The organism is Nitrospirota bacterium (genome assembly GCA_020846775.1).
GTDB lineage: Bacteria > Nitrospirota > 9FT-COMBO-42-15 > HDB-SIOI813 > HDB-SIOI813 > RBG-16-43-11.
Map to the genome: position 1 here is coordinate 1 of JADLDG010000136.1, position 2,378 is coordinate 2,378.

General features: G+C 44.2%; 1 protein-coding gene and 1 pseudogene. Both read left to right on the forward strand.

Going from position 1 to position 2,378, the window contains the following annotated elements; translation table 11 throughout:
• Positions 1-96 precede the first annotated feature (96 nt).
• Positions 97-678, forward strand: a pseudogene (locus IT392_13670) (transposase).
• 899 nt (positions 679-1,577) lie between these two features.
• Positions 1,578-2,327 carry an ATP-binding protein gene (locus IT392_13675; protein ID MCC6545520.1) on the forward strand — a complete coding sequence of 250 codons (750 nt, stop codon included), beginning with the start codon at positions 1,578-1,580 and terminating at the stop codon, positions 2,325-2,327.
• Positions 2,328-2,378: the final 51 nt, after the last annotated feature.

Genomic DNA, 2,378 nt, shown 5'->3' on the forward strand with positions numbered 1-2,378 from the left:
TGTAGATCGTAAAATAGAATTGACCCCCTATCGTCATTTAAAACTGACCCCCTTGTGAGTATAATCTCTCTCCAATAAAGGAGGGAGGGAAAGGGGATGATAAGTATGTATAAGTGGCAGCAGGTAAAGGCATTAAGTGCAGCTGGGAGGGGTATTAAGAGTATTGCAAAGCAGATAGGGGTATCAAAGAATACCGTCAGGAGGTACTTAAGGAGTACAGAACCTCCAGAGTTCAAAGCTCGCGAATATGAGAAGATGCTTGATGGGTATAAAGGAGATATTGAGAAGATGCTCTCAAAGGAATATATCGGGACGAGGATATTCTCTGAGCTGTCAAAGAAAGGTTATCAAGGTTCGCTCTCCACAGTACATCGCTATATTTATGAGTCAAGAAGAGAGAAGGATATAAACAGTAAGCTGACAACACGGGTAGAGACGCCTCCTGGCAAGCAGATGCAGTATGACTGGAAAGAGTGGGATCTGCCGGTATGTGGTAAGAAACTGAGGATTTATCTTCATGAAGTAGTGCTTTCTTACAGCCGTAAGAAATATTATACATATTCTCTAAGTATAACAACCCGTGATGTAATAAGGGCGATAGTGGCGGCGATAGAGTTTTTTGGTGGTGTAGCAGCGGAGCTTGTGATTGATAACCCGAAACAGATGGTCATCAGCCATGACAGAGATGGGATTGTGCGGTTTAATGATGAGTTTTTAAGATTCTGTGGGTTCTATGGTATAGAGCCATTCGCCTGCAAGAACTACCGTGCCCGGACAAAGGGAAAGGCAGAACGGCCGTTTTATTATGCCCAGGAACATCTGTTGAGAGGACTTGAGTTGCAAGAGCTTGGTGAGTTTGATTTAAAGGTGACAGAGTTTATGACTGAGTATAATCGAAGGCCCCACAGCACACTGAAAGAGCCTCCAGATGAAAGATTCCTGGTAGAGAAGGCAAACTTAAGGGAGATCCCCTCTGTAGAGCCCACCAGTTTATATGATAGACCTGTTGCCACTGCCAGCAATGACGGTTATATATCGTGGGATGGGAGTCTATACCCGGTACCGATGCGTTTTGTTCTCAGGACTGTCTGGGTAGAGCCTGTATTCGGAAGACTTCTGCGTGTTTATGATGATAAGGGTGTGATGGTAGCCAGGCATGAGGTGAGACTATTTGATAAAGGTATACGGCCCCTGCATCCGGAACATGAGGAGATAAACAAACAATATATGGGAAAAAGGGATGCAGTTCGTTCTGATGTGGTCAGGAGATTTGTAGATACATTTAACGATAATGGCAGGGTCTATGTAGAAGGGCTGCGAGAGAAGTGCGGCCCTAATCTCTACTGGCACCTTACAGAGATCATAAAATACACCAATGTCTTTCCTGTTGAGGATGTATCCTCTGTGATAGCGGAATGTATCGGCATGGGGTCTTATCACAAAAACAGCATTGGCAGGCTGCTTGGCAAAAAGAAGATGATAGAGCCTCCGGTAAACCCTTCTCTTATTAGCCATCCTATTGCTCATGCTGACATCATAAATAGAAACCTCGACGTGTATCGGGTGGAGGTGGAGCAATGACTGAGCTAAGCACACAGATAGAGGGGCATATGAGGGCACTAAAGCTTCGAGGCATGCTTGGTGTATATAAGGAATTGGGAGATAGGGCTGCGGCAAGCAAGCTACAGTACGAGGAGTATCTGGCATTACTGCTTGAAGAGGAGGTATCCAGAAAAACAGAGGGTTCAATACGAGCCAGGATAGCAAAGGCGAAGTTTCCATATATTAAGACCATAGAGGAGTTTGACTTCTCATTTCAGCCAAGTCTCAATGACAGAGAGGTGATAAAACTCTGTAGTCTGGACTTTATAGAGCAGAAAGGTAATGTTATTTTCCTTGGCCCACCCGGTGTCGGGAAAACGCATCTATCCATAGGGCTTGGGATAAAGGCCTGTATGGGAAAGTATCGGGTGTTATTTCAGACAGCACAGAGCCTTATAGAGGAATTGATGCTTGCTCAGAAGGATGGAAGCTTAGTAGGCCTGCTTATGTCATATTCAAGACTACCTCTTTTAGTAATAGATGAGCTTGGCTATATGCCTATAACAAGGGAGCAGGCAAATCTCTTGTTCCAGCTTATATCCATGCGCTATGAGAAGGGCTCTATAATCCTTACCAGCAATTACAACTTTGATGAATGGGGCAAATTCTTTGAGGACAATGTCGTAGCAGCTGCTATAATAGACCGGCTTGTACACCATGCGAGAATATTCTACATTAATGGCGGTAGTTACAGACTTAAAGACAAACTAAAGAGGGCCAATTAGGGGGGTCAATTTTATTTGCACATAGGGGGTCAAATGTGTTGACTATCAACA

What these genes read in the sequence shown, in the direction of transcription:
- IT392_13675 (MCC6545520.1), top strand. Translation starts at nt 1,578, where the DNA reads ATGACTGAGCTAAGCACACAGATAGAGGGGCATATGAGGGCACTAAAG.